The organism is Streptomyces sp. NPDC005393 (genome assembly GCF_040606675.1).
Taxonomy (GTDB): Bacteria; Actinomycetota; Actinomycetes; order Streptomycetales; family Streptomycetaceae; genus Streptomyces.
In genome coordinates this window covers 24,974-45,375 of the sequence record NZ_JBEXFG010000007.1, presented here as the reverse complement: position 1 = coordinate 45,375, position 20,402 = coordinate 24,974, and the positions used below count along the sequence as shown (strand labels likewise).

The window sequence follows — 20,402 nt, the reverse complement described above, 5'->3', positions numbered from 1 at the left end:
CCCGGGGCCTAGCGGATGTTCGGGTCGAAGGTGAAGATCACCAGGGTGCCGAGCACGATGGTGAATCCCGCTGCCGTGTAGAGCAGCCCCTTCAGCCACAGGCGGGTGTTGTCCCGTTCCGCGTAGTCGTTGATGATCGTGCGCAGGCCGTTCGCGCCGTGCAGCGTGGCGAGCCACAGCATGATCAGATCCCAGGCCTGCCAGAACGGCGAGGCCCAGCGGCCGGCCACGAAGGCGAAACCGATCTTGGTGACACCGCCGTCCAGCACCAGCTGGATCAGCAGATGGCCCAGGACGAGGACGACCAGCAGGACGCCGGACAGGCGCATGAAGAGCCAGCCGTACATCTCGAAGTTGGTACGGGTCGTCTTCGGCGTCCTGCGGCTACGGGCCCGCGGCGGCTCGATGACCGGGGCCGGATGGTCCACGTCGTACAAGCTGACCGAGTCGCTTGCGGGGGTGGTGGTCTCGGCGGACATGTGCGTCAGCTCCCGAACAGATCGCGCAGCGTGTGCTGGAGGATCGGGTAGAAGGCACCGGCCATCAGCACGACCCAGATACCGACAACGGACCAGAGCATCTGGCGCTGGTACCTCGGACCCTTCGACCAGAAGTCCACGGCGATGACGCGCAGACCGTTGAGGGCGTGGAACAGGATGGCGGCGACGAGGCCGTACTCCATCAGGTTCACGATGGGATTCTTGTACGTCGCGACCACCTCGTCGTACGCCTCGGGCGAGACGCGGACCAACGAGGTGTCCAGGACGTGTACGAACAGGAAGAAGAAGATGAGGACGCCGGTGACTCGATGAGCCACCCAGGACCACATACCTTCCCGGCCGCGATACAGCGTTCCAGCCGGCACGGAAAACCCTCCGGAAGCGGGGATTGGGGCCTGCCGGCTTCACGGTCGGTCGGGCCCGGCCGGGTACGGTCCACCGGCCCTGGCCATCGTAGCGACGTGTTGTCGGTTCGTTCGCCCGGGGGTGCTCAGGTGTGATCAAAGAGGCACGTACGGGCGATCATGCGGACCGGAACCGCAGGATTCCGGAGAGCTGAGGGCGGTCCGACGCCAGCCGGGCGAGCCGCCCACGGGCGATGCGCCGCAGTTCCTCGGCGGCGTGGGCCCGCTCCTCCTCCTTCTCATTGCCCAGCCGGCCCCGGATTCCGGCCAGCAGCCGGTCGAGCTTGTCGTCGGGCCCCAGGCCGTCCAGGCAGATCACGAAAACGTGACCGAATCGACGCTCGTACGCGGTGTGAGCCGCCTGTAACGCGGTGTGCGCGGCGAGCCCTCCGAGGCTGTCCGCGGCCGGCAGCGGATGGCCGACGAGGGACTCGTCCGCGAGCGCCTCGTCGAGATCGGCGCTGGTGAGGTCGTAGCTGGCCTCGTCCCCGGCGGCGAGCAGCGCCTCCACATCGGGGTACGGCCGGTGGGCCGCGATCAGCCGCGCCCAGCGGCGGCTGCCGCAGCAGGCGAGCAGTGCGATCTCGGCCGCCTCGGGGGAAGCGGCGTTGAGCCGGTCGAGGCTGTGGGCTGCCTCACTGGACCTGGACCTGGACAGCATGGGCTCCTTGGACACGCGTGGCGGGGGCACGTGATGCGAGCGGTACAAGGGTGCGGGACTGAGGTACTCGGGGTGCACGGGGTGCACGGGGTGCACGGGATGCGTGTGCTCGGGGCGTGAGCAGTACACGCTAACGATGCGGGGAGGCCGGTGTGCCGCAGAGAGCGTAAATTCACCCGTACGGGGACGATTTGCTTCAGGGGATGGACGACGAGTCGAGGCGCAGAGTGGTTTTCACCTGATATTTGGAGGTATGCGCCATGGGAGTGCCTCTCAGGATCACCAAGGCGTCATCCATCCGCGGCGTCATCGCCGGCGCCGCCGTGACCTTCGTACTGATAGCCCTCGGCTGTCAACAGCCGCACTCCGCGACGACCTCGCGCTCCCCGTCCGCGACCGCGCCCGGGAAAGCGCACCCCGCCGCACCCCGCACGATCCCGTCCGTCCGTGACTTCACCCCGGAGTCCGGCCCCGGCTGGCGGCCGGGCCCGGGCAGCCGGGTGGTCGCCGACCTCCACGGCCCGCTCGCCGAGGAGGCCCGGACGATCGCCGATGAGCTGGGGCTGCGTACCGCCTCCGGCACCGCCCACCGCGGCGATCTGTCCCTCGCCCTCCGGTCGGGCGCCGGCGGCGGCCGGGAGGGCTACACCCTCACCGTCGCCAAGGGCAGCGCCCGGATCACCGGCTCGGCCGACGCGGGCGTCTTCTACGGCACCCGGACCGTGAAACAGGCCCTGCGCTCCGGCGGGGGCCGCCTCCCCGAGGGCGTCATCCACGACCGGCCCGACCGCCCCCAGCGCGGCCTGAACGTCGATATCGCGCGCAAGTACGTCACCCCCGGGTGGATCGAGGCACGGCTGCGCGAGATGGCCGACCTCAAGCTCAATGAGCTGGGTCTGCACTTCTCGAACGACCAGGGATTCCGTATCCGAAGCGATACGCACCCCGAGATCGTCTCGCCCCAGCACCTCACCAAGGCCCAGGTCCGGGAGATCGTCGCGGTCGCCCAGCGGCTGCACATCACCGTCATCCCCGAGATCGACTCGCCCGGCCATCTCGGCGCGGTCATCCGAGCGCATCCGCAGCTCCAGCTGCGCAACGCCGGCGGCACCACGTTCCAGGGCGCCGTGGACATCTCCGATCCGGCCTCCGCCCGGATCGTCGACCAGCTGATGCGTGAGTTCGCCCCGCTCTTCCCCGGCCGCTACTGGCATCTGGGCGGCGACGAGTACCTCGCGTTGACCGTCAAGGACCCCCAGGCGTCGTTCCCGAAGCTCGCCGCCGCCGCGAGGGCGAAGTACGGCCCCCAGGCCCGGGTCCAGGACCTGGCCACCGGCTGGCTGAACGACCGGGCGGCGGTCGCCCGGCAGCTGGGCAAGCAGCCCAAGGCGTGGAACGACGGCTTCTTCCCCGACGGCGTCGTCACCCCCAGCAAGAGCATCGAGGTCGAGTACTGGACGGGCCGGACCAGGGAGCCGGGCCGGGCGCCGGTGGAGTATCTGCGCGAGGGCCGCAAGGTCGTGAACCTCAACGACGAATACCTCTACTACGTCCTCGGCGAGCCCAACGGCTTCCTCTACCCGACCGGGGAACGCATCTACGAACAGTGGACGCCCGGGACCCTGCGCGGCACCCAGCCCGTCCCCGACAAGCGGCTCACCGGACCCGACCGGGTGCTCGGCGCCCGCTTCGCCATCTGGGCCGACCATCCCGACGCGCAGACCCAGGCCCAGATCGCCCAGGGCATCCGGCTGCCGCTCGCGGCGCTCGCCCAACGGCTGTGGGACCCCGGGAAACCGCCTCTGAGCTGGGGTGAGTTCACCAAGCTCGCCAACCGGCTGGGCGTGTGAGAAGGGGCTGCGAGGAAGGACGGCCGGGGCCGCCACCCCCCACAGGAGAGGCCCCGACCGCCGTCCAGCGTGGGCCCCGAAGGACCCGTACTCCCTACAGCGTCGCACGCCCCGATTACGTCACACCCGCCGTGGGCTGAACCTCGCGAAGTCATGGCGCCTCCGGGGCCGGGTCCCGCTCTGGACGGGACCGGTCGGATGCCCGTAACGTGCACGTCCGCGCCATGGGTGCGGTCAGTTGCTTATTTTCTCGCGTGGCCTGGAGCGGGCCACGTCCCCAGGGGGACCAAAAAATGTATCCGTGCGGGAACTGCCGTGCTGTCGCCGTCGGCCCCGACGGGCGCTGTGCCGCATGCGGAACGTACCAGCAGCAGCTCCAGCAGCCGACTGCTCCGCCGCACCAGCCGCCGATGCCCGGCGGCTATCCGGCCGCCCCGCCGATGGGCATGCCGGCCGGCGGCGTCGATCTGCGGCGCGGGCTCTCCACCACGCTCGTCGTGCTGTTCAGCCTGGCGCTGCCCGCGCTCATTCTGGTGCTGGTGGCGCGCGGCGGCCAGTACGGCGTCATCGGGGACATACTCGACGGCAAGCTGGTCACCCAGAAGGACCTCGACGACGCCGACGACTTCTTCACCACGGCGCAGGTCCTCCACTCGATGCTCACCCTCGCGATCGCCATCGTGTGGGCGGTCTGGTTCCGGCGGCTGCGGCTGAACGCGGAGGTCTTCGCGCCCGGTCAGCACCGCTTCGGCAGCGGCTGGGCGGCCGGCTCCTGGTTCACCCCGGTCGTCAACTTCTGGTTCCCGAAGCAGATCGCCAATGACATCTGGCGCGCCAGCTCCCCGCAGGGGCCGCACCACGTCCGCAGCGGTCTGCTCAACGGCTGGTGGGTGACCTGGATCGTCGCGATCGTCACCAACGTCATCGGCAGCGTCCGCTACACCGCGCTGCGCACCAAGGTGGAGAGCGACGGCTACGCACCCTCCCTCTCCGAGTCCAAGGACGACTTGGACAACCTGCGCGGCATCCTCGCGTTCGACATGTTCGCGGTGATGGTCTTCCTCGCCGCCGCGATCCTCGCCCTGCTGCTGGTCCGCCAGATCACCGCGATGCAGGAGCAGCGCGCCTCGCTGCCGCCGCAGATGGGCGGCCCGTCCCCGTACGGGGCACCCGCACCTTCCCCGTATGGCGCCCCGGCACCCGGGCCCATGGGCTACGGTGCCCCGCAGATGCCGCCGACCCCGCCGCCGGGCCAGCCCGGACAGCCGTACCCCTACGGCCAGGGCTAGCCCACGGCCGCGGCATCGCTGGACCTCAGAATTCTCCGAGTGGGGCAGGAAGAGAGCGTGCAGGGGGACGACGCGGAGCTGACCGCCGCTGTCCGCGCGGCGCAGGACGGGGACGAGACCGCTTTCCGGACCGTGTACCGGTCCGTGCACCCTCGTCTCCTCGGTTACGTGCGGACGCTGGTCGGCGATGGAGACGCGGAGGACATCACCTCGGAAGCTTGGCTGCAGATAGCGCGTGACCTGCAACGATTCAGTGGAGATGCCGACCGCTTCCGGGGCTGGGCCGCCCGGATAGCCCGCAATCGCGCGCTCGACCACCTCCGGATGCGCGGCCGGCGCCCGGCCATAGGCGGCGACGAGACGGAGCTGGAGACCCGGGCGTCCGAGGCGGACACGGCGGGCGAGGCGATGGAGGCGCTCGGCACCGGCCGCGCGCTCGGGCTCATCGCCCAGCTGCCGCAGGACCAGGCCGAGGCGGTGGTGCTCCGGGTCGTCGTCGGCCTCGACGCGAAGAGCGCCGCCGCGGTGCTGGGCAAACGGCCGGGCGCGGTACGCACCGCCGCCCACCGCGGTCTGCGGCGGCTCGCCGATCTCATCGGGCCGGGCGCCGGGGGCGATCCGGCGGTGCTGGACGGGATTCCGGTTCAGCGCGAGTCGCGCGGCGGGGCAACCGGTACGGGGGTGGCGAAGTCCGCGGGTGTGACGGATTCTGGCGCGCCAACGCAGAAGGACATGTGATGGCCGAAGACCACCGCTGCAGCTGGCTGGATGACAGTGCCGCGGAGCGGTTGCTTCGCGGCGAACCGGTCGAGGGCAGGTTCGCCGACCCCGACGGCCGGAGCGACCGGCCAGGTGCCGAAGCGGAACGGTTGGCCGCCGTGCTCGGCGCCGTCGCCGGCGCCTCCCGCCCCACGGCCGAAGCCGCGCCCGGCGCCGCTCCGCTTCCGGGCGAGGAGGCCGCCGTGGCCGCCTTCCGGGCGGCCCGCGCCGAGCGCGCGGCGGCGGGCCGCACGGCCCCGGAGGAGCAGCCCGGGCTGCTGGTGTGGCTCAGGGGGGACCGGCCGAGGCTGCGCCGTCCGCTGCGCGCGGGCATGGTGGCCGCGCTGGCCGGCTGCGCGCTGGGCGGATTCGCGGTCGCGGCGGTCGCGGGCGTCCTGCCGACCCCGTTCGGGGAGAGCGGCGGCACCCCGGGGCCCGCGGTGAGCGTGTCGGGCGTCGGGCCCTCGGGCGGGCAGTCGGCCCACCCGGAGATCTCCGAGGACGGCAGTTCGCCGACGCCCGACCCCGGCGGCTCCGGCGACAACGATGCCAGCGACGCCGCCTCGACCGGCGCCCAGGGCGGAGCCGCGATCTCCGGGGGCCAGGACGACGGCACGCACCACGGGAACGGCAAGCGCGGCAAGGGGAAGGGCCGCTCCTCGACGGGCTCGTCGGGGCAGGGCGGCGGGCAGTGGGCCCTCGACGTCTGCCGTCAGTATCTGGCGTCCGAGAGCGGCACGGGCCCGGACATCAGCAAGAAGGCGCTGCACAAGCTGAAGAATGCGGCCGGTGGCCGGGCGGCGATCCACGGCTACTGCGTCGAGGTCCTCGGCAGCGAAGGTACGGGCACTCCGCGCAGCGGCAACGACAACGGCTCGGGCAACGGCACCGACAACGGCGGTGGCAGCGGTGACAGCAGCGGGTCCGGTGACAGCGGCGGCTCGGACGACGGTGGCTCCGGCGGCGATTCCGGTAACGACGACGGCGGTGCCCACCCCGACCAGGGCCCGCAGCCCCCGCCTCCGCCGCCGCCCTCCTCGGCCGATCCGTCGAGCGACACCCCGACCCCGACGGATTCCCTGACCCCGGCCGACTCGGCGACCACCACGGAAACGGGTGCCGGCTGAGGCCTCAGCACCCAGGTGTGACGTTTTTTTCAGCGGTGACGCTGAGAGAAACGGGCCGACTGGTCATCGGCCGCGCGGGAGCCGAGGTTCCCCCCGTACCGACGGCTCCGCGCATCCGGCGCGGGCAGAGCACGTTCCCCCGGCTCTGCCCGCGCCACCTTTTTGCGCCTGAACCGGCGCCGCCTATTTGAAGACCACGACCTTGTCGCCTGCCCTGACCTGGTTGAACACCGACGCGAGCTTCCTCTTGTCCCGGACGTTGACGCAGCCGTGCGAGGCGCCGCCGTAGCCGCGGGCCGCGAAGTCCGCCGAGTAGTGCACCGCCTGGCCGCCGCTGAAGAACATCGCGTACGGCATCGGGGTGTGGTAGATCGTCGAGACATGGTCCCGGCTCTTGAAGTTGACCTGGAACAGGCCCTCCCGGGTCGGGGTGTACTGCGAGCCGAAGCGCACATCCATCGCCGAGACGACCCGCCCATTGATCATCCAGGCCAGGGTGCGGGTGCTCTTGCTGATGCACAGCACCCGCCCGGTCAGACACCGTGGATCGGGCTTGGCCGGCGGACTGGTGGTCGGCGGATACAGCTCGTCGTGCGCGGGCGGCCTGGTCGTGGAGCGCAGCGAGGTCCAGGTGCGCTGGTCGACCGAGCCGGTGGCCGGGAGCCCGTGGGCGCGCTGGTAGGCGCCGACCGACGCCCGGGTGAGCGTGCCGTAGTACCCGGTGGGGTTGCGGTCGAAGAGGCCGAGCCGGCGTAACCGTGCCTGGAGCTCGCGCACCCGCTCGCCGCTCGTACCGAAGGCGATGACGGCCGGGGCCGCCCGGGGCGCGGCGCGCCGCGGCTTCGCCGCCGTGGCCGCGCGCGGCGGGCGCGCCTTCGCCGGCCCGGGTGTGGCCTTGGGCTTGTGCGTGAAGGTCCGGTGGGGCCGTGGTGGTGCCTCGCGCGCGGGCGCGCTCGTACGGGCCCGCGCGTCGGGTCTCGTATGCCGCTGACCGTCCGCGGTCACCGCCCCTGCCCGGCACCCCGCGACCAGTGCCGCCGCCGTGGCCGTGGCGAGTGCGGCGTGGGCCATCGATGTCCGGTGCATCCCATCCCCCCAGTCCACTGATCTTTCGTCCTGAATGTTTCCCGGGGCTGCCATGCGGCGAACATCGACGCATGCTGTGAAGAAGGCCCCGTACCGGGACAAGGTCCGGTATCAGCCATCAGGAGGCGTGGTCCCATGGCGCGCGAGTCGGAGTCGGGATTCCCGGTCGAACCGGTGTACGGGCCGGATGCGCTCACCGGCTGGGACCCGGCCGAGCGGCTGGGCGAGCCCGGGGCGTACCCCTTCACCCGGGGCGTCTATCCGTCGATGTACACCGGCCGCCCCTGGACGATGCGCCAGTACGCGGGGTTCGGCACCGCCGCCGAGTCCAACGCCCGCTACCGGCAGCTGATCGCCCATGGCACCACCGGCCTGTCGGTCGCCTTCGACCTGCCGACCCAGATGGGGTACGACTCCGACGCCGGCCTCGCGCACGGCGAGGTCGGCAAGGTCGGCGTCGCGATCGACTCGATCGAGGACATGCGGGTGCTGCTGGACGGCATTCCGCTCGACCGGGTCTCGACCTCCATGACGATCAACGCGCCCGCGGCCCTGCTGCTGCTCCTCTACCAACTCGTCGCCGAGGAGCAGGGCGTGGCGGGGCACCAGCTGACCGGCACCATCCAGAACGACGTCCTCAAGGAGTACATCGCCCGCGGCACGTATATCTTCCCGCCCGGCCCGTCGCTGCGGCTGATCGCGGACATCTTCAAGTACTGCAAGGCCGAGCTGCCGAAGTGGAACACCATCTCCATCTCCGGATACCACATGGCGGAGGCCGGTGCCTCGCCCGCGCAGGAGATCGCCTTCACGCTGGCCGACGGCATCGAGTACGTCCGTACCGCTGTCGCGGCGGGCATGGACATCGACGACTTCGCGCCGCGCCTCTCCTTCTTCTTCGTCTCCCGGACCACCCTTCTCGAAGAGGTCGCCAAGTTCCGTGCCGCGCGCCGGATCTGGGCGCGGGTGATGCGGGAGGAGTTCGGCGCCCGTGACCCGAAGTCGCAGATGCTGCGCTTCCACACCCAGACCGCGGGCGTCCAACTCACCGCCCAGCAGCCCGAGGTGAATCTCGTCCGCGTGGCCGTCCAGGGGCTCGCCGCCGTCCTGGGTGGCACCCAGTCGCTGCACACCAATGCCTTCGACGAGGCCATCGCCCTGCCCACCGACAAGTCCGCCCGGCTCGCGCTGCGCACGCAGCAGGTGCTGGCGTACGAGACCGATGTGACGGCGACCGTCGACCCCTTCGCGGGCTCGTACGCCGTCGAGTCGCTGACCGATGAGGTGGAGGCCGCGGCCCTGGATCTGATGCGGCGGGTCGAGGACCTCGGCGGTGCCGTGGCCGCGATCGAACAGGGCTTTCAGAAGGACGAGATCGAGCGCAACGCATACCGGATCGCGCAGGAGACGGACGCGGGCGAACGGGTAGTGGTCGGCCTCAATCGCTTCCAGCTGGAGGAGGAAGAGCCGTACGAGCCGCTGCGCGTGGACCCGGCCATCGAGGCCCGGCAGCGCGACCGCCTCGCCGCCCTGCGCGCCGAGCGCGACGGGGCGGCGGTGAGCGCGGCGCTGGCGGCGCTGATGAAGGCGGCCGAGAGTGAGCCGGGCACGGCCAATGTGCTGTATCCCATGAAGGACGCGCTTGCCGCGCGCGCGACACTGGGGGAGGTCTGTGACGCGTTGCGCGGGGTGTGGGGTACCTATGTCCCCGCCGACGCGTTCTGAGCAGGGGATCCGGACGACGGATCAGGACGACAGGGGGCTTTGGGCCGATGAGAGGGACATGGGGAAGGATCGCGGCGGCGGCCGGGCTCGCGCTGGCCGCGACGACGGTCGCGGGGTGCGGGACCGAAGGGGCCGACGGGGACGACGGCGGTAAGGGCGACATCGGCACCCAGCCCACGCTCGCCCCGGCGACGAGTGTGAGCGCCGATCCGTACGCCGTGGCGCAGGACGCGCAGCCGCTGCGCTTCCTCCCCGTGACGCGTCAGGCACCCGGGAGCTGCCCGAGCGGTGCCCCCGACGCCTACGAGGACCAGCCGAGCCGGGCCTGTCTCACGGTCTCGCCCGACTCCGGTATGACGGTGCGTCCCGCTTCGGCGCGGGCGGGCTACGACAGCTCGTTCGGGGGCTACGCCGTGACCGTGGGCCTGGACCGGCGCGACAGCGTCCGCTTCGCCCAGCTCACCCGCGAGCTCGCCGCCGAGCAGTACCCGCTGAACCGGCTCGCGATGGTCCGCGAGGGCACGCTGCTGTCCGCCCCGTCCGTCACCTCGGGCATCTCCGGCGGAAAGATCCAGATCACGGGGAATTTCACCCGGGACTCGGCCCAGCGGCTCGCCCAGGACCTGCGCGGCGGGTGAGCGACACTGGGGTGCATGTCCTCTCCCCGCCGCACCTGTCCGGTCTGCACCCGTGAGATCGCGGTCGTCGGCGGGCGCTTCGCCCGCCACGATCCGCCGGGGCCTCGCTCCGGCTACGACCTCGTCTCCTGCCCGGGGTCGCGGCGGATCGCGCCGCTGCTCACCACCCCTGCCAAGCTGTTCGGCCAGGACGATCCGCCGACGCAGGGCCAGCAGGCCCTGTTCTGACGACGCCGGGCCGCCTCCGGGTTGATCAGCGGACCAGCCGGGAGGCGATCGTCACCCCCAGGCTGGACGCCGTCAGCGCCTCGCTGAGCCGGTCGCCCGCGGCGGTCAGCTCGGCGTCGTCCACCGGGCCGAGCGCGTCCAGGACGAACAGGGCGCGGGTGGTGGTGTGGGTGAGCCGGGTGCGGGTGCACTGGCGCCAGTTCCAGCGGCGGCAGGTGACGCCCGCGTCGTCCCGCCACACCACCTCGCCGGGCGCGGGGTGCTCCACGGCGGGCTCGCCCCCGGCCGTGGTCCCGAAGGTCTCGTCGCCCTCGGCGCGGACGAGCCGGGCCGCGTCGGCGTAGTGGTCGAGTCGAGGTCCTCGCCGCCCAGCGGCAGGGCGGACGCGACGGAGATCGCGTTGTAGATGTCGGTCAGCCGGTCCACCCGGGGAGCCCGGCGGACACCCGCCGCAGCAGCGCCTCCGCGCTGGGCCGGGTGCGCTGCGGCTTCGCGCCGAAGGCGCGGAACGCCTCCCGCCACGCGGCGAGATGCGGATGCTCCTCCACCGGACCGTCCCCGAACCGCTTGCGCGCCGCCGCCTCGGCGTCGGCCAGCAGACCCTCGCTGAGCCCGGGCCCGCGCTTCGATCTCACGCTGCCCGGCTCGCGCCACGCGACGTACACCGACGCCATGTCGCGGCCTTCTTCGACCGTGCGCTGCGCGCGCTCGCGACGCCGTCCGGGGCCAGGTGGCCTAGAACAGGCCGAGCTGGGCGGTGAACATCGCGATGACGATGACGAGGGCCCAGCCGAGGATGTGTTCCGTCAGCCGCTCGTCGTCGGAGGGGCCACCGGTACGGTGGAGGAGGCCGGTGCGGCGCGCCGCGATCTCGGTCATGCGGGTGTCCTTGGTGCTCAGCGATGATCGTGATGAAAGTGATGAAACAGGTCATCACCGTTGCCCAGGGTGCGCGTAGAGGGCGCCTGGGGTAAAGGGGGAGTGGCCGAATTCACCCGAGGAGGTCCACGGTGACCAGCGTCATTCCCATGGGGCTGAGCGAGCAGGTCCGCTCGCTGGCCGGCGGTGAGGTGTCCTCCCGTACGCTGGTCGAACAGGCGTTGGAGCGCATCGCCGAGACACAGCCCACCCTCAACGCCTTCCGCCGGATCCGGGCCGAGGCCGCGCTGCGCGAGGCCGACGAGGCCGACCGGCGGCTGGCGACGGGGGAGCGGCTGCCGCTGCTCGGGGTGCCGGTCGCCGTCAAGGACGATACGGACGTGGCGGGCGAGCCGACCGCCTTCGGCTGCCCCGGCGACTTCCCGGCCAAGACGGAGGACGGCGAGGCCGTACGGCGGCTGCGGGCCGCCGGGGCCGTGATCGTCGGCAAGACCAACACGCCCGAGCTGGGGCAGTGGCCCTTCACCGAGGGCACCGCCTTCGGGGAGACCCGTAACCCCTGGAGCCTCCAGCACACCCCGGGCGGCTCCTCCGGCGGCGCCGCGGCGGCTGTCGCCGCCGGGCTGGTCGCCGGCGCGCTGGGCTCGGACGGCGCCGGATCCGTCCGGATCCCCGCCGCCTGGAGCCATCTCATCGGCATCAAACCGCAGCGCGGCCGGATCTCCACCTGGCCGGACGCCGAGTCCTTCAACGGCATCACCTGCCACGGGCCGCTCGCCCGTACGGTCGCCGACGCCGCGCTGATGCTGCACGCGGCGAGCGGCAACCGCGAGGGCGATCTGCACTGTCCCAAGCCCGTGGACGTGCTCTCCGCGGTGGGCCGCGACCCGGGTCGGCTGCGGATCGCGCTCTCCTTCAAGCCCGCCTTCACCGGTACGCCGAAGAGCCTGGACCCGGTCGTACGGGCCGCCGTCGTACGCCTCGCCGAGCGGCTGGCCGCCCTGGGGCACGAGGTGGTGGAGGCCGAGCCGCGCTACGGGGCGGTGGGGTTCTCCTTTTTGCCGCGCGCCACGGCGGGCATCCACGAATGGGCCGGGCGCGCCCCGGACCAGCGCCTCCTGGACGTACGGACCCGCGCCGCCGCCCGCCACGGCCGCCTCCTCGGCGGCCCCGCCCTGCGGCTCGCTCGGGCGGCCGAGGGGCCGGTGCGGCGCCGGGTCGGCGAGATCTTCCACCGCCGGGGCTTCGACCTCGTCCTCTCCCCGACGACCGCCGCCCCGCCGCTGCGGATCGGCGCCATGGCCGAGCTCTCGGGCTGGCACACGGACCGCGCGATGATCGCGGCCTGCCCGTACGCCTGGCCCTGGAACGTCCTGGGCTGGCCCGCCGTCAACGTCCCCGCCGGCTTCGCCGACCCGGACGAGACCCTCCCCCTGGGCGCCCAGCTCCTGGGCCCCGCCGACAGCGAGCCGCGCCTGATCTCCCTGGCGGCGCAGCTGGAAGCGGATCAGCGCTGGTACGAGCGCCGGCCCCAGCGGCTAATCGACCGGGGCTGACCACTGTGCGCGGGACAGGGTTTCCTCGTCACTGGTCGTCGCGGTGGCGGGGCGCGCCACCGTCCCGCTGGTCGGCCACGAACGAGATGACCCACGACAGCGCCGAGTTCCAGTTGATGGTGATCTCGTTGGTCGACCACGACTGGATGTCGTCGATGTAGGAGAACTGCGGCTCGGGCCGCTTGAGCGGATCGACCGTGCGGTCGATCAGCACCCTTCTCGCCTTCGGATCCTCCAGCCCGGTGTTCGGGCCGCCGGCGATCGAACCGGCAGGCGGCGCAGGCGACGCCGGCGTGATCTGGTGAGCGTAGAGGCGACTGTGCTGGTTGTGGGAGTGGTGTTCGCCGTACCCGGTCACATAGGACTGGTTGAGGGCGTTGCGACCGAAGAGGTAATCCAGCCCTTCCACTACCCCGTCCCGGTACCGCTCGTCGCCGGTCAGGTCGAACGCGGTGGCGATGACGGCGAGCTTGTTGAGCACGGAGCTATTGGAGCCCCAGAGATACTCGTCCTTCGTGAGCGGCATCCCGTACGCCTGCTCGCGTGCGGTCGCGAGGTACTGGTCCGCAGCGGCCCGTACCGAGGCGCGGGCGGCGTCCCGGTCGGCGTCCGGCAGCAGGCTGGGCACGGTCGCCAGGTCGAGCCGGCCGAGTGCCGCGACATCCTGCCAGCTGAACCCGGACGGCGGGAACACCTCACCGGTCCAGTGCGGCGAGGCCCGCAGCGCGTCGAAAAAGGTCTGCTCGCCGGTGGTGATGAACAGTTCGGCGGCCGCCCAGTAGAACTCGTCGCTTACGTGGGCGTCGTCGTACGCGCCACCGCCGATGGTGTCGGTCTTGCTGGCCAGGATCGCCGGGTGGGCCTGCGCCGCCGCCCAGGCGGTACGGGCCGCGGTCAGGCAGCGCGCGGCGAAGTCCGGATCGAAGGGCGCATACAGCCGGGCGCCCTGTGCGGCGGTCGCGGCGAGGTTGAGCGTCGCCGCCGTTGACGGCGGGTGCAGCTTACGGGGCTGCGAGTCCTCCTCGGGACGCAGCGGCAGCCCGGTCCACTTCTCGTCGTGCACCTTGTGGTGCGCCATTCCCGCGAGAGGCCGGCCGGCGGGGACCTGCATGCGCAGCAGGAACTCCAACTCCCAGCGCGCCTCGTCGAGGATGTCCGGTACGCCGTTGCCGCGCTCGGGAACGCGCAGGCTGCCGTCGCCCAGCGCGTCCGGGCGCGCCACGGGCGCGTTCCGGGTCCGTTCGAACTGGCTGAGCAGTTGGTAGGCGGCGATGCCGCCGTTGACCACGTACTTGCCGTGGTCGCCGGCGTCGTACCAGCCGCCGCGCACATCGAGCTGATAGTCGCCGACACCCGGCTGGCAGGGCACGCTGGTGTCGCCCTGGTTGGGTGTGACGCCGACATGCCCGGCCGGCCGCGCGTACCCGGGCGCCAGCGCGTCGTCGATGGCGATGCCGCTGCGCTGGACGTAGAAGAAGTGCAGGGCGTCGGAGCGCAACTGGTCATAGGCGCTGGCGGAGATGTCGAACGGGTAGCTGGTCTCCCCGTCGGCGCTCAGCGTGTACCCGGTGCCGTCCTCCGTCACCGCGCTGAAGTCCACCGTGTGCACCTGCTGCCCGGACGATGCGTCGACCCCGCGAGGCGTTGAGGTGCCGGACGCGACGGTGATGCCGGCGCCGTTGTTCACCTGCCAGGGGATCGGCTCGGTGGCGTCGGTCACGACGGTCGCGCGTTTCGGCCCGAACGGCAGGTAGCCGACCTGGTTGACCCGCACCCGCGAGCCGGTGTCCGGTACGTAGGGTGGCAGCGGATCGCCACCTGTGAGGGATACGTCGTCCACGCGGAAGCGCCAGGCCGCGGGGTTACCGCCGATCTGGAACGAGACCGCGGCGCGGTCGGTGTCGACCCTGGACGTGAACGTGCACGTGTGCCGCTGTTCCGGGCCGAGGGCGATGTCCTGAGACAGCTCTGCGGTCCATGGCTCGTCGCTGAGCTGGACCTGGACCTTCACCCTCACCGGCTGGCTCGCCGAGGCGGTGAACGAGAGGGCGTACGGCTTATCCCTTTGCAGCCAGATGTCGTTCTGTCCAATGATGACGTCAGAGGGCTGGTGCGTGTCCCCCGGCACGTCGGCGCACAGTTTCCCGTCGACAACGGAAACCGGGGCGGCCTCCGAGGCGAACCAGCCGTCGGTGCCCTCGCCGAAACCCCCGTTGAAGACCCTCTCCAGCGGATCCTGTGCCATGTTTCCAGCGTGCGCCGTGTTCACGGCGCGTGCCACCCGCGCGCGAACGCAGCCGCCCGCGGCGGTCCGTCCCCGGGGACGGACCGCCGCGCGCGGGCGGGGGTCGGTCGGCCTCAGTTGTTGCGGGCGTACGTCACGAAGGTGGACCAGGCGGTCGGGGTGACGGTGAGTCGGGGGCCGGTGGGGTTCCGCAGCGCGGCCAGCATGCGGTAGGAAAGGCCGCGGCCGAGGTACCCGGTGTCCACCGTGATCTTAAGCGCACTGGCTGTCGTCGGTGGGTGCCCGCGATGCCGGTCGCGAAACGCCCACACCAGCACCCGGTCCCAGCCCTGGTCGGGCAGGTGCCCGGTCCGGCGCCGCGCCGGGTCCCGGAAAACCGGGCCCCGGTGGCCCATACGCCGGGACTGCGGGCGATCAAAGACCAAGAACCCTCGGGAGAGAACCCACCCGACCCCACCAAACCCGGCCGCTCATCACCCGCACGGGTGATTGCGCCCAAACTCGGCTGGCGCACAAGCGGTTCGGCGGGGCAGGCTCGGCCTCGACAACCCCAGACACGCGACGGCCCCCGGCCGGGACAGCAATGATCGCGCTCTACGCGAGGGCGTTCGATCTCCTCCAGCGGTCGGCGGTGTACGGCCAGCCGGCGCGAGCGTTGATCACACGTGCCGTGGACCGGCTCGACCGGTGAGCCATAGGTACCCGAAGCGGCCGGCGCCGCGCGCTACGGTGCCAGGATGTCCAGCTCACGGAGGGCGCCCACGGTGATCTCGCGGGTGTACGCCTCCGCCCGCGCCGCGTCCCGCTCCCGTACCGCTTCGGCGACCCGCACATGCAGGGTGACCGCCTCCGGGTCCGGGTCGCTGAACATGACCTCGTGCTCGGTGCGGCCCGTGAGGACCTCGGCGACGACGTCACCGAGGCGGGCGAACATCTCGTTGCCCGAGGCGCGCAGGATCACCCGGTGGAACGCGATGTCGTGCACCAGATACGCCGCCAGCTGCTGCCCCCGTGAGGTGGCGACCATATTGAGCGCGTGTCCGGTCAGCTCGGCGCACTGTTCGGGGGTGGCGTGCTCGGCGGCCAGGGCCGCGGCGGCCGGTTCGATGGCGGAGCGGAGGGCGGTCAGGGAGCGGAGCTGGCGGGGGCGGTCCGGGCCGGCCAGGCGCCAGCGGATGACCTGGGGGTCGAAGACGTCCCACTCGTCGGCGGGACGCACCGTCACCCCCACGCGGCGACGGGATTCGACCAGATGCATGGATTCCAGGACCCGCACCGCCTCCCGTACGACGGTCCGCGAGACGTCGAAGCGCCGCTCCAGCTCATCGGTGCGCAGCACGGTGCCCGGTGGGTAGTCGCCCGCGGTGATCGCGGGGCCGAGGGAGGCCAGGACTCGGCCGTGCAGTCCACGCCCTTTGGGCCCCTGGTTGTCCATGGGCTCAGCCTACGTGGCCGGGGCGCTGGCAATTAAGTATGACTATTAGGTCACGACCTCTTGAATACGTCGTATCTGTGGGGTTGAGTTTCCCCGGCGCCGAGGTCAAGGAAGACAGCGAGGTTTTTCACGATGCACGCCCCCCAGGTTGTCGTCGTCATGGGAGTGTCCGGCACGGGCAAGACCACGGTCGGCCCTCTGCTGGCCGACGCACTCGGCGTCCAGTACGCCGAGGCCGACGACTTCCACCCGCCGGCGAACATCGCCAAGATGTCGGCCGGCACCCCGCTGGATGACGAGGACCGGCGGCCGTGGCTGGATGCCATCGGCTCCTGGGCGCATGTTCACGCCGGGCAGGGCGGAGTGGTCAGCTGCTCCGCGCTCAAGCGCGGATACCGGGACCGGCTTCGGGCCGCCGCGCCCGACATCGTCTTCCTCCACCTCACCGGCGATCGTGGGCTGATCGCCGACCGGATGGAGGCCCGCAAGGGCCACTTCTTCTCCGAGAAGATGCTCGACTCGCAGCTCGCGACGCTCGAGCCCCTTCAGCCGGACGAGCACGGCATCGTCGTGGACATCGCTCCGGAGCCCGACGTCATCACCGATCACGCCCTTGCCGCGCTGCGGCAAGGCGAAGGCCAGTAACACACGCAAAGGAAACCGCCGTGACCAGACTCAGCGTCGAGATGCTGGCAGCGGACACCGTCGACCCGATCACGTCGGCCGGTCACGCACAGCTGGGGATAGCCGTACTCATCGGCATCGCCGTCATCGTCCTCCTCATCACCAAGTTCAAGCTGCACGCCTTTCTGTCGTTGACCATCGGCTCACTGGCGCTGGGCGCGGCCGCCGCCGCACCGCTCGACAAGGCGATCGCCAGCTTCACGACGGGGCTCGGCACCACGGTCGCGGGCGTCGGTGTGCTGATCGCGCTGGGCGCGATACTCGGGCGGCTGCTCGCCGACTCCGGGGGCGCCGACCAGATCGTCGACACCATCCTGGCCAAGGCGAACGGCCGCACCATGCCGTGGGCGATGGCGCTGATCGCGGGGATCATCGGGCTGCCGCTGTTCTTCGAGGTGGGGATCGTGCTGCTGATCCCCGTCGTGCTGCTGGTCGCCAAGCGCGGCAACTACTCGCTGATGCGGATCGGCATCCCGGCGCTCGCGGGTCTGTCCGTGATGCACGGGCTCGTGCCCCCGCACCCCGGCCCGCTGGCCGCGATCGACGCCGTCCACGCCAACCTGGGCGTCACCCTCGCCCTCGGTGTGCTGGTCGCGCTGCCGACCGTCGTCATCGCGGGCCCCCTCTTCTCGCGGGTCGCCGCCCGCTGGGTGGACCTCACCCCGCCCGACAAGATGATCCCGCAGCGCCCCTCGGAGGACCTGGAGCGGCGGCCCGGCTTCGGCGCCACCGTGGCCACCGTGATGCTGCCGGTCGTGCTGATGCTGGGCAAGGCGCTCGTCGACATCGTCGTGGACAACCCGGAAAACACCCTTCAGCGGGTCACGGACGTCGTCGGCTCGCCCCTGATCGCGCTGCTGGCGGCCGTCATCGTCGGGATGTTCACGCTCGGCCGCGCCGCGGGCTTCACCCGGGGCCGGATCTCGTCCACCGTCGAGCACTCGCTCGCCCCCATCGCCGGGATCCTGCTGATCGTCGGCGCGGGCGGCGGCTTCAAGCAGACGCTCATCGACATCGGCGTCGGCCAGATGATCCTGGACTTCGCCAACAACTGGCACATCTCCGCGCTGCTGCTGGCCTGGCTGATCGCGGTCGGCATCCGGCTGGCGACCGGCTCGGCGACCGTGGCCACGATCTCCGCCGCGGGCCTGGTGGCGCCGCTTGCCGCCGATATGTCCACCGCGCATGTGGCGCTGCTGGTGCTGGCCATCGGTGCCGGGTCGCTGTTCTTCAGCCATGTCAATGACGCCGGGTTCTGGCTGGTCAAGGAGTACTTCGGGATGAGCGTGGGGCAGACCCTGCGGACCTGGTCGGTGATGGAGACGATCATCTCCGTCGTCTCGATCGGCTTCGTCCTGCTGCTCTCGCTCGTGATCTAGCCGACCTGGCCGATCCGGGGCCCGGACGACCTGGCCGATCCGGGGCCCGGACGACCTGGCCGCTCTGTGAGGACGCACGGCATGACGACACATCCGCTCTTCGACATCACGGGCCGCACCGCGCTGGTCACCGGCTCCAGCCGGGGCATCGGCCACGCCCTCGCGCGCGGCCTGGCGGAGGCGGGCTGCACGGTGATCCTCAACGGGCGCGATCAGAAGGCCCTGGACAAGGCGGCGGCCGAGCTCGGCGGCGTCGCGGCGGGTATCCACACCGCCGCCTTCGACGTCACCGACGGACCGGCCGTCGCCGCCGGGATCGCCGAGGTCGAGGAGCGGGTGGGTCCGCTGGACATCCTGGTCAACAACGCCGGGATGCAGAACCGGGCGCCGCTGCTGGAGTTCACCGACTCCGCCTGGCATCAGATCGTGGACACCAACCTCACCAGCGCCTTTCTGGTGGGCCGCGAGGCCGCCCGGCGGATGACCGAACGCGGCCACGGGAAGATCGTCAACATCTGCTCGCTCCAGAGCGAGGTGGTACGCCCCGGCATCGCCCCCTACGCGGCGACCAAGGGCGCGTTGAAGATGCTCACCAAGGGCATGTGCGCGGACTGGGGCCCGTACGGGATCCAGGTCAACGGGCTCGGCCCCGGCTATATCGAGACGGAGCTGACCCGGCCCCTCGTCGAGGACGAGGAGTTCAGCGCCTGGGTGCGCGGGCGGACCCCGGCCGGCCGCTGGGGCCGTACCGAGGACCTGGTCGGCGCGCTGCTCTATCTCGCCTCGCCCGCCGCCGACTTCGTCAGCGGACAGGTGCTGTACGTCGACGGCGGCATGACGAGCGTGCTGTGAACGCGAACGCGGAGGACCGGAACGTGGTGCTGGGCTGCGTGATCCACGGACAGGACGACCTGCGGGTCGAGGAAATCCCCGAGCCGCGCCCGGAGGCGGGCCAGGCCCTGGTCGCGATCCGCTACGGCGGCATCTGCGGCTCGGATCTGCACTACCACCGGCACGGCGGGGTGGGTGACTTCCGGCTCCAGGAGCCGATGGTGCTCGGGCACGAGGTCGTCGGCACGGTCGTCGCGTACGGCGAGGGCGCGACCGGGCCCGCCCCTGGCACCCCGGTCGCCGTCCACCCGGCGACGCCCTGCGGAGCGTGCCCCGAATGCGTGGACGGCCGCGCCAACGTCTGCCGTGACACCCGCTACCTGGGCAGCGCCGCGCGCACCCCGCACGTCCAGGGCGGCTTCGCGGCCCGTATCGCCGTCCCGGCGGCACAGCTGCGGGCCCTGCCCGACGACCTTGAGCCGCGGCGCGCGGCACTCGCCGAACCCCTGGCCGTCGCGCTGCACGCGGTGCGGCGCGCGGGTGAGCTGAAGGGCCGCCATGTGCTGGTCACGGGCGCGGGGCCGATCGGCTGCCTGGTCGTCGCCGCGGCCCGCGCTGCGGGCGCGGCGACGATCACGGTGACCGATCTGCTGCCCCGGGCCCTGGAGTTCGCCGCCGCCGCAGGGGCCACCGCATGCGTGAGGGCCGACGATCCGGCCGACCCCCACTGGCCGTCGGACGAGGCCGACCTCGCGATCGAGGCGTCGGGGGTCGCGGCCGGACTGGACACCTGCCTGCGGCGGGTGCGGCGGGGCGGGGTGGTCGTACAGCTCGGCATGCTGCCGCCCGGCCAGAGCCCGTTCGCGGGGAATCTGCTGGTCAGCCGGGAGATCGAGCTGCGGGGCGCCTTCCGCTTCCACACCGAGTTCGACGACGCGCTGCGGCTGCTGGCCGCCGAGCCGTCGTTCGACGCCCTGATCAGCGCGGTACGGCCGGTCCGGGAGGCGGCGGAAGCGTTCGCCCTGGCCGCCGACCGCGGCCGGTCCTGCAAGGTGCTGCTGGAGTTCGACGGCGGGGTCTGGACGGCGGTGGAGGGGCGGGGGGGCGCTGCAGGCGCCGCCTGACC

General features: G+C 71.8%; 20 protein-coding genes and 1 pseudogene. 12 read left to right on the top strand and 9 right to left on the bottom strand.

Features of this window, described 5'->3' with window-relative positions:
- Positions 1 to 8: 8 nt before the first annotated feature.
- The 3 genes from ABZS71_RS09345 to ABZS71_RS09335 all read right to left on the bottom strand — a co-directional run bounded on the left by ABZS71_RS09345 (position 9) and on the right by ABZS71_RS09335 (position 1,565).
- The gene (locus ABZS71_RS09345; protein ID WP_355844814.1) at positions 9 to 479 is read right to left on the bottom strand and encodes a succinate dehydrogenase hydrophobic membrane anchor subunit; all 471 of its coding nucleotides are present in this window, start codon (positions 477 to 479) and stop codon (positions 9 to 11) included.
- Between the two features lie 5 nt (positions 480 to 484).
- Positions 485 to 865, bottom strand: coding sequence for a succinate dehydrogenase, cytochrome b556 subunit (gene sdhC / locus ABZS71_RS09340; protein WP_355844811.1), 381 nt, complete (start codon positions 863 to 865; stop codon positions 485 to 487).
- Positions 866 to 1,022: 157 nt separating this feature from the next.
- On the bottom strand, positions 1,023 to 1,565 hold the full coding sequence (locus tag ABZS71_RS09335) for a 2-oxo-4-hydroxy-4-carboxy-5-ureidoimidazoline decarboxylase (protein WP_356208577.1): 543 nt from the start codon (positions 1,563 to 1,565) through the stop codon (positions 1,023 to 1,025).
- Positions 1,566 to 1,825: 260 nt separating this feature from the next.
- Here ABZS71_RS09335 and ABZS71_RS09330 point away from each other — a divergent pair, with 260 nt between their 5' ends.
- The 4 genes from ABZS71_RS09330 (at position 1,826) to ABZS71_RS09315 (ending at position 6,590) form a co-directional block, all read left to right on the top strand.
- Positions 1,826 to 3,415, top strand: coding sequence for a glycoside hydrolase family 20 protein (locus ABZS71_RS09330; RefSeq protein WP_356208575.1), 1,590 nt, complete (start codon positions 1,826 to 1,828; stop codon positions 3,413 to 3,415).
- Between the two features lie 293 nt (positions 3,416 to 3,708).
- Positions 3,709 to 4,704 (top strand): DUF4328 domain-containing protein, encoded by a 996-nt coding sequence (locus tag ABZS71_RS09325; protein ID WP_356208573.1) that lies wholly within the window; start codon positions 3,709 to 3,711, stop codon positions 4,702 to 4,704.
- 57 nt (positions 4,705 to 4,761) lie between these two features.
- Complete coding sequence (locus ABZS71_RS09320) at positions 4,762 to 5,442, top strand: RNA polymerase sigma factor (RefSeq protein WP_355845124.1); 681 nt, start codon at positions 4,762 to 4,764, stop codon at positions 5,440 to 5,442.
- Positions 5,442 to 6,590: a hypothetical protein gene (locus ABZS71_RS09315; RefSeq protein ID WP_356208572.1), complete on the top strand. Its 1,149-nt coding sequence runs from the start codon at positions 5,442 to 5,444 to the stop codon at positions 6,588 to 6,590. Before ABZS71_RS09320 ends, ABZS71_RS09315 begins: the two co-directional genes overlap by 1 nt.
- A gap of 183 nt (positions 6,591 to 6,773) precedes the next feature.
- On the opposite strand, the gene ABZS71_RS09310 is transcribed toward ABZS71_RS09315, so the two are convergent.
- Positions 6,774 to 7,661 carry a L,D-transpeptidase family protein gene (locus tag ABZS71_RS09310; RefSeq protein ID WP_356208570.1) on the bottom strand — a complete coding sequence of 296 codons (888 nt, stop codon included), beginning with the start codon at positions 7,659 to 7,661 and terminating at the stop codon, positions 6,774 to 6,776.
- Positions 7,662 to 7,811: 150 nt separating this feature from the next.
- Here ABZS71_RS09310 and ABZS71_RS09305 point away from each other — a divergent pair, with 150 nt between their 5' ends.
- From ABZS71_RS09305 to ABZS71_RS09295, 3 genes are read left to right on the top strand one after another with little or no spacing between them, the layout of a single operon-like run.
- On the top strand, positions 7,812 to 9,401 hold the full coding sequence (locus ABZS71_RS09305; RefSeq protein ID WP_355844793.1) for a methylmalonyl-CoA mutase family protein: 1,590 nt from the start codon (positions 7,812 to 7,814) through the stop codon (positions 9,399 to 9,401).
- Between the two features lie 47 nt (positions 9,402 to 9,448).
- Positions 9,449 to 10,039: a hypothetical protein gene (locus ABZS71_RS09300; RefSeq protein ID WP_355844790.1), complete on the top strand. Its 591-nt coding sequence runs from the start codon at positions 9,449 to 9,451 to the stop codon at positions 10,037 to 10,039.
- Between the two features lie 15 nt (positions 10,040 to 10,054).
- Complete coding sequence (locus ABZS71_RS09295; RefSeq protein WP_355844788.1) at positions 10,055 to 10,267, top strand: hypothetical protein; 213 nt, start codon at positions 10,055 to 10,057, stop codon at positions 10,265 to 10,267.
- Between the two features lie 25 nt (positions 10,268 to 10,292).
- On the opposite strand, the pseudogene ABZS71_RS09290 reads toward ABZS71_RS09295, so the two are convergent.
- Positions 10,293 to 10,809, bottom strand: a pseudogene (locus tag ABZS71_RS09290) (phenylalanine--tRNA ligase beta subunit-related protein); the annotation flags it as partial.
- A 193-nt stretch (positions 10,810 to 11,002) separates the two neighbouring features.
- On the bottom strand, positions 11,003 to 11,146 hold the full coding sequence (locus ABZS71_RS09285) for an SCO1431 family membrane protein (RefSeq protein WP_356208568.1): 144 nt from the start codon (positions 11,144 to 11,146) through the stop codon (positions 11,003 to 11,005).
- A 131-nt stretch (positions 11,147 to 11,277) separates the two neighbouring features.
- On the opposite strand from ABZS71_RS09285, the gene ABZS71_RS09280 reads away from it, so the two are divergent.
- Complete coding sequence (locus tag ABZS71_RS09280) at positions 11,278 to 12,702, top strand: amidase (protein WP_356208566.1); 1,425 nt, start codon at positions 11,278 to 11,280, stop codon at positions 12,700 to 12,702.
- A 28-nt stretch (positions 12,703 to 12,730) separates the two neighbouring features.
- Here ABZS71_RS09280 and ABZS71_RS09275 read toward each other — a convergent pair whose 3' ends face one another.
- The 3 genes from ABZS71_RS09275 to ABZS71_RS09265 all read right to left on the bottom strand — a co-directional run bounded on the left by ABZS71_RS09275 (position 12,731) and on the right by ABZS71_RS09265 (position 16,382).
- Positions 12,731 to 14,947, bottom strand: a complete 2,217-nt coding sequence (locus tag ABZS71_RS09275) for a glycoside hydrolase family 9 protein (RefSeq protein ID WP_356208564.1) — start codon at positions 14,945 to 14,947, stop codon at positions 12,731 to 12,733.
- Positions 14,948 to 15,060: 113 nt separating this feature from the next.
- Entirely contained in the window at positions 15,061 to 15,192 is a 132-nt protein-coding gene (locus ABZS71_RS09270) for a DUF397 domain-containing protein (RefSeq protein ID WP_356208562.1), read from the bottom strand.
- A gap of 479 nt (positions 15,193 to 15,671) precedes the next feature.
- Positions 15,672 to 16,382, bottom strand: a complete 711-nt coding sequence (locus ABZS71_RS09265) for an FCD domain-containing protein (RefSeq protein ID WP_355860495.1) — start codon at positions 16,380 to 16,382, stop codon at positions 15,672 to 15,674.
- Between the two features lie 132 nt (positions 16,383 to 16,514).
- On the opposite strand from ABZS71_RS09265, the gene ABZS71_RS09260 reads away from it, so the two are divergent.
- The 4 genes from ABZS71_RS09260 (at position 16,515) to ABZS71_RS09245 (ending at position 20,400) form a co-directional block, all read left to right on the top strand.
- The gene (locus ABZS71_RS09260; protein ID WP_356208560.1) at positions 16,515 to 17,027 is read left to right on the top strand and encodes a gluconokinase; all 513 of its coding nucleotides are present in this window, start codon (positions 16,515 to 16,517) and stop codon (positions 17,025 to 17,027) included.
- A 20-nt stretch (positions 17,028 to 17,047) separates the two neighbouring features.
- Complete coding sequence (locus ABZS71_RS09255; protein ID WP_355860498.1) at positions 17,048 to 18,445, top strand: gluconate:H+ symporter; 1,398 nt, start codon at positions 17,048 to 17,050, stop codon at positions 18,443 to 18,445.
- Positions 18,446 to 18,526: 81 nt separating this feature from the next.
- Entirely contained in the window at positions 18,527 to 19,297 is a 771-nt protein-coding gene (locus ABZS71_RS09250; RefSeq protein WP_356208558.1) for a glucose 1-dehydrogenase, read from the top strand.
- A 26-nt stretch (positions 19,298 to 19,323) separates the two neighbouring features.
- The gene (locus ABZS71_RS09245) at positions 19,324 to 20,400 is read left to right on the top strand and encodes an L-idonate 5-dehydrogenase (RefSeq protein ID WP_356208701.1); all 1,077 of its coding nucleotides are present in this window, start codon (positions 19,324 to 19,326) and stop codon (positions 20,398 to 20,400) included.
- The last annotated feature ends 2 nt before the right edge of the window (positions 20,401 to 20,402 follow it).

What these genes read in the sequence shown, in the direction of transcription:
- ABZS71_RS09345 (WP_355844814.1), bottom strand. Translation starts at nt 479, where the DNA reads ATGTCCGCCGAGACCACCACCCCCGCAAGCGACTCGGTCAGCTTGTAC.
- ABZS71_RS09335 (WP_356208577.1), bottom strand. Translation starts at nt 1,565, where the DNA reads ATGCTGTCCAGGTCCAGGTCCAGTGAGGCAGCCCACAGCCTCGACCGG.
- ABZS71_RS09330 (WP_356208575.1), top strand. Translation starts at nt 1,826, where the DNA reads ATGGGAGTGCCTCTCAGGATCACCAAGGCGTCATCCATCCGCGGCGTC.
- ABZS71_RS09325 (WP_356208573.1), top strand. Translation starts at nt 3,709, where the DNA reads ATGTATCCGTGCGGGAACTGCCGTGCTGTCGCCGTCGGCCCCGACGGG.
- ABZS71_RS09315 (WP_356208572.1), top strand. Translation starts at nt 5,442, where the DNA reads ATGGCCGAAGACCACCGCTGCAGCTGGCTGGATGACAGTGCCGCGGAG.
- ABZS71_RS09310 (WP_356208570.1), bottom strand. Translation starts at nt 7,661, where the DNA reads ATGGCCCACGCCGCACTCGCCACGGCCACGGCGGCGGCACTGGTCGCG.
- ABZS71_RS09305 (WP_355844793.1), top strand. Translation starts at nt 7,812, where the DNA reads ATGGCGCGCGAGTCGGAGTCGGGATTCCCGGTCGAACCGGTGTACGGG.
- ABZS71_RS09300 (WP_355844790.1), top strand. Translation starts at nt 9,449, where the DNA reads ATGAGAGGGACATGGGGAAGGATCGCGGCGGCGGCCGGGCTCGCGCTG.
- ABZS71_RS09295 (WP_355844788.1), top strand. Translation starts at nt 10,055, where the DNA reads ATGTCCTCTCCCCGCCGCACCTGTCCGGTCTGCACCCGTGAGATCGCG.
- ABZS71_RS09285 (WP_356208568.1), bottom strand. Translation starts at nt 11,146, where the DNA reads ATGACCGAGATCGCGGCGCGCCGCACCGGCCTCCTCCACCGTACCGGT.
- ABZS71_RS09275 (WP_356208564.1), bottom strand. Translation starts at nt 14,947, where the DNA reads ATGGCACAGGATCCGCTGGAGAGGGTCTTCAACGGGGGTTTCGGCGAG.
- ABZS71_RS09265 (WP_355860495.1), bottom strand. Translation starts at nt 16,382, where the DNA reads ATGGACAACCAGGGGCCCAAAGGGCGTGGACTGCACGGCCGAGTCCTG.
- ABZS71_RS09260 (WP_356208560.1), top strand. Translation starts at nt 16,515, where the DNA reads ATGCACGCCCCCCAGGTTGTCGTCGTCATGGGAGTGTCCGGCACGGGC.
- ABZS71_RS09250 (WP_356208558.1), top strand. Translation starts at nt 18,527, where the DNA reads ATGACGACACATCCGCTCTTCGACATCACGGGCCGCACCGCGCTGGTC.